7 protein-coding genes are annotated in these 5556 nt (G+C 49.8%); 1 reads left to right on the top strand and 6 read right to left on the bottom strand.

From position 1 onward, the window contains the following. From LUQ50_RS15615 to LUQ50_RS15590, 6 genes are all read right to left on the bottom strand, one after another. The coding region (locus LUQ50_RS15615) for a hypothetical protein (protein WP_300041320.1) at nucleotides 1-2235 on the bottom strand (2235 nt) is incomplete at its 3' end. Continuing rightward, complete coding sequence (locus LUQ50_RS15610) at nucleotides 2228-2521, bottom strand: hypothetical protein (protein WP_300041318.1); 294 nt, start codon at nucleotides 2519-2521, stop codon at nucleotides 2228-2230. The genes LUQ50_RS15615 and LUQ50_RS15610, both read right to left, overlap by 8 nt. Then, nucleotides 2518-2856 (bottom strand): hypothetical protein, encoded by a 339-nt coding sequence (locus LUQ50_RS15605; RefSeq protein WP_300041316.1) that lies wholly within the window; start codon nucleotides 2854-2856, stop codon nucleotides 2518-2520. The genes LUQ50_RS15610 and LUQ50_RS15605 overlap by 4 nt, the downstream gene beginning before the upstream one ends. A 290-nt stretch (nucleotides 2857-3146) precedes the next feature. Then, complete coding sequence (locus tag LUQ50_RS15600; protein ID WP_300041314.1) at nucleotides 3147-3314, bottom strand: hypothetical protein; 168 nt, start codon at nucleotides 3312-3314, stop codon at nucleotides 3147-3149. 166 nt (nucleotides 3315-3480) lie between these two features. After that, a complete protein-coding gene (locus tag LUQ50_RS15595; RefSeq protein WP_300041312.1) occupies nucleotides 3481-4017 on the bottom strand; it encodes a hypothetical protein in 537 nt (178 codons plus the stop codon). Between the two features lie 12 nt (nucleotides 4018-4029). After that, entirely contained in the window at nucleotides 4030-4533 is a 504-nt protein-coding gene (locus LUQ50_RS15590; protein WP_300041310.1) for a hypothetical protein, read from the bottom strand. 266 nt (nucleotides 4534-4799) lie between these two features. Between LUQ50_RS15590 and LUQ50_RS15585 the strand changes: the two genes are divergently transcribed. Beyond that, nucleotides 4800-5556 (top strand): hypothetical protein (locus LUQ50_RS15585; protein ID WP_300041308.1); only part of this gene is annotated, 757 nt, incomplete at its 3' end.

Genomic DNA, 5556 nt, shown 5'->3' with positions numbered 1-5556 from the left:
GTCGCAGACAGATACCGCAGGACATTTTGTGAGAAGACCTTCATATTCACGTCCTTTGCTTATTGACCCATGCAGCATCTTGTAGATCACAGAAAACGACCAGCCGGTGATATGCTGCATATCAGGGATTGTTACTTCTCCGGCCCCGTGTGACCGAATCGCCTCGATAAGATCTGCCTCTCTTCTGGTAAGTTTTGACTCAAGACTTCCTGATGTGCTGTTCAAAGCCGTATACAACCGCTGTGCAGCAGAGAAGTCATCTTCGGTGGCATAGATCTGGATCGAATCATCAGTCTCAACATGCACTCGCTGATGCTGCATCAGCACGGCATGAGCCCGCACGAGATCAAGCAGCATATCCGGGTTTCTCCGGTTCATTGCTGAAGAAAACCTGATCCGCTCCGCAAACGGGACTACCACCCAGGCTGGTGAGATCTGTCGCCATATCTCCTGGCAGACAAGGGCTTCTTTTCGAATATCGATCCTTTCAGGCCTGAGTCCGGCAGCCTCATGAAGCGTTCGCTCAAGAACCGCTGCATCCTGATCTTCTGAATCATCAATCCAGCAGGTCAGCATCCTGTTCCAGACCTGGTCATCTCCGGTCCCGTCAACCTTGGCAACCCACCAGACACACCGCTCCGGGATAACACAGGTCTCCCCAACCCGGTCCTTGCTCACCGTCCGGTACGTAAACGGACGACGAAACGAGGTTGTGACTCCTTTGAGAATCTCCTGCATCTGGTCAGATAATGCAACATCATCAAGGGCTATCACGCTTCCGGGCTGCATTCCTTTGATGTAAAAGAGGGCCTTCTCACTCATCCGGCCTTCAAGTCTGAACTCTTCAGGAACCTGGCTCATCATCGTCTCAAAGGCATGGGACTTCCCTTTACCGGATTCTCCGGTCACCGAGACATGCAGACCCTTTGCGTTGATCACCTGTCGGGATGCTAAGGACATCACCAGGCACTCGGCGACAACCGGATCCCCGATATGGTCACGGGAAAAAGTCTTCAGCATGTAGGAGAGGGGATCACCAGTAGTGAGGATGGTTGAAGCGGTTTTTGAGATCTCATCCGGGATATCAGTAAAGGTATCCTGTTTAACTCTGGAATCAGAAGATCCTTGGCCGGGCTCTGAGAGCACTGGTTGTTTGCGGTTCTTCTCTCCAGTATCATGCCGGTTCTTTGAGGACCGGGATGGTGCCTGCCCTTCATACATCGACCTGAGTTCAGCCCATCGTTGGGATCCTCCTCCGCACGAGGTATGATGACAACCGGCAAAGATGGCTCCATTCATGAACTGGATCGCATACGCCCCTGAGGTATGGTCAGATGAGAACGGGCACTGATCGAGCACAAAGAGTGATCCTCCAGCGTATGGCTTCTGTCTGTACCCGATTGAGTACCGGTCAAGCCAGACACCGAGATCCAGCGTATTCCTGCATTCCCGTGCCTTTGATCCTGACGTTTGTAGAGCATCTGCCTCTTTTGGAAACATCCCGGCAAGGGCAGCGAGTTGTCCGGGAGTGACGATCACCATATCAGACGGGGCCGAGAGGATTGCTGCTTTCCGGTGCGGTCGTGCAGCGATATCGTCGCCTTTTCTGCTGGTGGTTCCGTATAGTTTCCAGATTCGGGCAGCGTTATACACCGCGGTATCAATCACTGAACCGGTATCAGAGAAGAGGATATCCAGGGTTTCAAGCACTTTTTTCACGAGAACCCGGGATGGTTCGTCATTGGGAAGATCGATCCGGTACAGCAGATGTGCCCCGTTGCCTGAGTCTGCCATCACCGGCTGCGGCCATCCGATATCGGCAAGATATGCAGCGATATGTGATGCTTTCGCGATGGCTCCAGCGTGCTCCGAATCCGATGATGAGACCCCTGACGGTCTGACCGGATCGATGTCGATGGGAAGCCATCGTCGTGAGAGGATATCGGTGTCACCTGCAGATTTCTCGTCTTTTCCAAGCCTGGTCTCGATCCGGTTTGCCCGCCGTGCGAGCAGGTCAGGGTTTACCGGGTTGAGGGTGACATACACTCCTGCATATTCGCCCCGGTTATCGAATGGAACGGTTGTTGACATGAGCCGGTCATAGTTGTCAAAAAACCCTGATGCAGTTCCCCGTTTGCCGATGAGTCTGGCCTCAACGGTCTGTCCTGGTTCAAAGAGGATATCGCAGGCAGAACGAACCGGATGAACGGTATTCGTCGTTTCCTGATCAGGCATAGACATGATCGGTCACCTCCCAGGAGTCAGAGAAATCCCGATCGATAAGGGCACAGACCCAGACCGCCCCTTCTTCAAGGTTGATACGTCTGCAGGCATTGCATCTTCTGCCAAGGCAGGATGCGAGAACCCGGCCTGATGAGATGAACGGGCATATCCTGCCTTCCAGTCCGGTGGTGTGGTCTGGTACAGGGGGTACAGGTAATATAGTGGGTATAGGAGGTACAGGTGGTACGGGTGGTACCATTGATACGTCTGATACGGTTGGTGGGTCTGATGAGGTCATGGTATGGCCTCCCCTTTGACCGGAAAGGCACCACCCGGCAGGATCCGGTACCTGAAACAATGATTTGAGAGGTATATCCAGAGGTAAACCACGCCGGGAGGCGTTCTGGTTTTGACGAGATCGGTAAGACGGCTTACGTCTCCGGTAAACCTGGAGATGCCTTCACTCCGGGTTCGTCTGACCGCAATAAAGAGGATCTTCTCTTCCTTCCATGCGATGAGATCGAACGGACGGGAAGGGCCAGCCACCCTGATACATTGATATCCTGCCATTGAAAGTTCTGTCACTGCATGAAAAGAGATGGACCGGGTGGTGTGACTCGTATCTGTTATCATGGTCACCAGTCCCGGCGGGGTGAGAGATTCCGGGAACTCAATACTGAAGCATGAATACCGGGCCGGAAGAGTCTTATCAAGAGAATGTTACGATTATCCATGAGTTGTACCTCCGGGTGACAAAAAGGTACAAACGCTCATAAGGCGATACAGGTCGTTTATCCCCGCCGATCTTCCCGGTCTGCCAAGATAGAGAAGGATTGTGCGGGGTTTGTCTGTTTTCATTCGATTCATAGTATCACGTCAAATCTGTTTTGATGCCATAAATTTCTCAGTTCGAGAATTCAAACTCATTGATGAGCAGTAGTGCTACATGTGGTCTCATCACACCAGGGTTTCAGGTCTGAAGATGCCACCCCGGTGATACCGCAGCGTGGAGTGCTGATCTCATGCATGGATGTGGTGATCCACCAGGCCTGCGAGGGTTTTTTGGTATGGTCAGGATGGGTATGGCACATGGTGATTCACTATCACAGTATCTAAAGATTAGGTAAACAGGGTGAAAGTGATCAGGGGGCTCTGATTCTGCAGCAGTTTGTGCCCGAATCACGAGACTGTGCAATCAGAAGAGGTGATACACTTTCGCAGGATTCATCAGATCAGATCACTTCTGTTGTTTCAGGTTCAGAACCTGACCAGATCATGGACGGTCATGTTTCCTGATACAAAGCCTGCTGATCTCGTAGTATCGTTTCCTTCTGCTCCTGATCCCAGGAGCGCGATACCGGTCCCGTTCACCAGGGTCTCTCCCGAAAGACCAGGACCTGGTACCCGGGTCATGGTATAAGTTCCGTGTCCGAGGATGCCTGAGGTGAACAGGTCTGCACGATTCCCTGCATGAATACGGTCAGCAGTGAGAAAGACACAGACCGGAGCAGCGGGAGGTAAAGTAGTGCCGGTTGTGTAATCAGAGAAAAGGACCGGGCCGGCTCCCTGAACAGACAACCCGATTCCTGACTCTTCTCCGGTAATAATTCGTGAGAGTTCTGATACTCCCACGGTCATGACCCTGGATGCAAACGATCCGTTTGGATTTTCACCAGATCCTGAAAGCAGGAGTGTTCCATCGGTACTGATGGTTGTGCCGAGGTACTCTGCTCCGGTGAACGAGGCCAGGATCAGAAGCAGAGATCCGAGAGCCAGATAGTTCAACCGCATCATATCTCCTGGAGATTATGCCAGGATGGCAACGGTATCTGCCCAGGACTCGATCCCGGTCAGGATGCTGTCTGCTTCATATCCTGATACGACAACACTGTCACGTTTGAAGGTGACCGAATAGAGTTCGTCATTTGCTGCATGACACTTGAGGGTGCAGCTGAATGAGTCTTCAGAGCTGTCATGTGATGGCGTTCCCCCCATTGCGGTGTTGATTGCCGTAGCAGCCACAATCGTGCTGATATCGGTGCTGAATGACGCAGATGTCGGAGCCCTGACCGATATCTGCCCGACGGTCTTTGCTTCTGTGTTCTCATACACGATCTTGCCTGAGTAGTATTCTGTTCCCCTGACTACTCCCGCGATGGTTGCCCCGTTTGAGGTGTAAGAGGTACAGGCCCAGGGGTTGTTCTCGATGATGTCCTGGACAAGAGCCAGGAAGTTTGTTACGGTGTCGATAGGTGAGGTGAGCTTTCGCTCAGCTGACTTGGTGACACTTTTGGTTGTAAAGTCTGCCATTGTTCGATTCCCAGCCGCATTTCACGGCTATCTATAAGGTCGACCGGCAGTTAAAAATAATTTTAAAGGGAGGCGGAAAGGAGAGACATTTGAGAGCGAAATGCAAATTCAATTGATTTGAAATATTATTCTTTGAAATGGTTGATCCACAGCAGATTATTCATTATCCATCATATTTTTTATGATGAAACCAGAGACATTATCGCAAGGAATGTATACTCACTGATGTGAAAATCTGGTTTTCCATTCCGAACGGATGAGATTATATGAAACATATCATCGTAGAAATGATGCTCCTGATGTTGTTATTAGGAGCAGTGGTGACCGCTGACGAACAGATGGTACCGAATGAGACGATCACCAATCAAAGTGAAGGGTGGACCATGACTTCATCAGCAGCCCTTGCACTTGAGAAAACATATGCGTATGACATGTTCTGCATCGAAAACACCTATCAGTATCTGAAAACCGGAAATGCATCATATCGGGATGATATGATGAATACTATGTATGACTATGACGGAACCATGGGCTCCTGGTTGAGTACTCTGGATAATTCAACCCAAACAAATCAGGATGCCACTGCCATAAGAAAGGAATCATTCAATACCTGGACCGAGTTGAATCAGACATTAATCCAGATATTATCTTCATATGACGTGAATACTACGATTGATCCAACACTTCTGAGTCAGTTTGAAACCGATAGTTGGAACCATGTAAAATCGTTTGACAAATTAATGAAATACGTTGACGAAAATTCCTTTGATCAGAACAGATCCCAGATCCCTCTCTATCTTGATCTGATGAAAGGATGCATTGCAGTTGATGCATACGCAATGACCAAAAATCCTGATGAAAAGGAATTTTATTCCTCTGCCATGAAGTCATTTGATGATACTATTGAAATGTATGAGGTACGGTTCCCGGAAACTTCTACCGAGTATCTGAAAAACCTAAAGAATGATCTTAAAACCGGTGTTGAAGATCAATTCGCTTTCATAGATACAGGAACTACGAACT

Origin of the sequence: Methanospirillum sp. (assembly GCF_028679455.1) — an archaeon.
In the GTDB taxonomy this organism is placed as follows: Archaea; Halobacteriota; Methanomicrobia; order Methanomicrobiales; family Methanospirillaceae; genus Methanospirillum.
The sequence above is the reverse complement of the archived record's forward strand: the minus strand, read 5'-3'. Positions and strand labels throughout refer to the sequence as shown.

Bases quoted from the DNA above. Each gene is read 5' to 3' on its own strand.
- LUQ50_RS15610 (WP_300041318.1), bottom strand. From the start codon at position 2,521: ATGACCTCATCAGACCCACCAACCGTATCAGACGTATCAATGGTACCA.
- LUQ50_RS15605 (WP_300041316.1), bottom strand. From the start codon at position 2,856: ATGATAACAGATACGAGTCACACCACCCGGTCCATCTCTTTTCATGCA.
- LUQ50_RS15600 (WP_300041314.1), bottom strand. From the start codon at position 3,314: ATGTGCCATACCCATCCTGACCATACCAAAAAACCCTCGCAGGCCTGG.
- LUQ50_RS15595 (WP_300041312.1), bottom strand. From the start codon at position 4,017: ATGATGCGGTTGAACTATCTGGCTCTCGGATCTCTGCTTCTGATCCTG.
- LUQ50_RS15590 (WP_300041310.1), bottom strand. From the start codon at position 4,533: ATGGCAGACTTTACAACCAAAAGTGTCACCAAGTCAGCTGAGCGAAAG.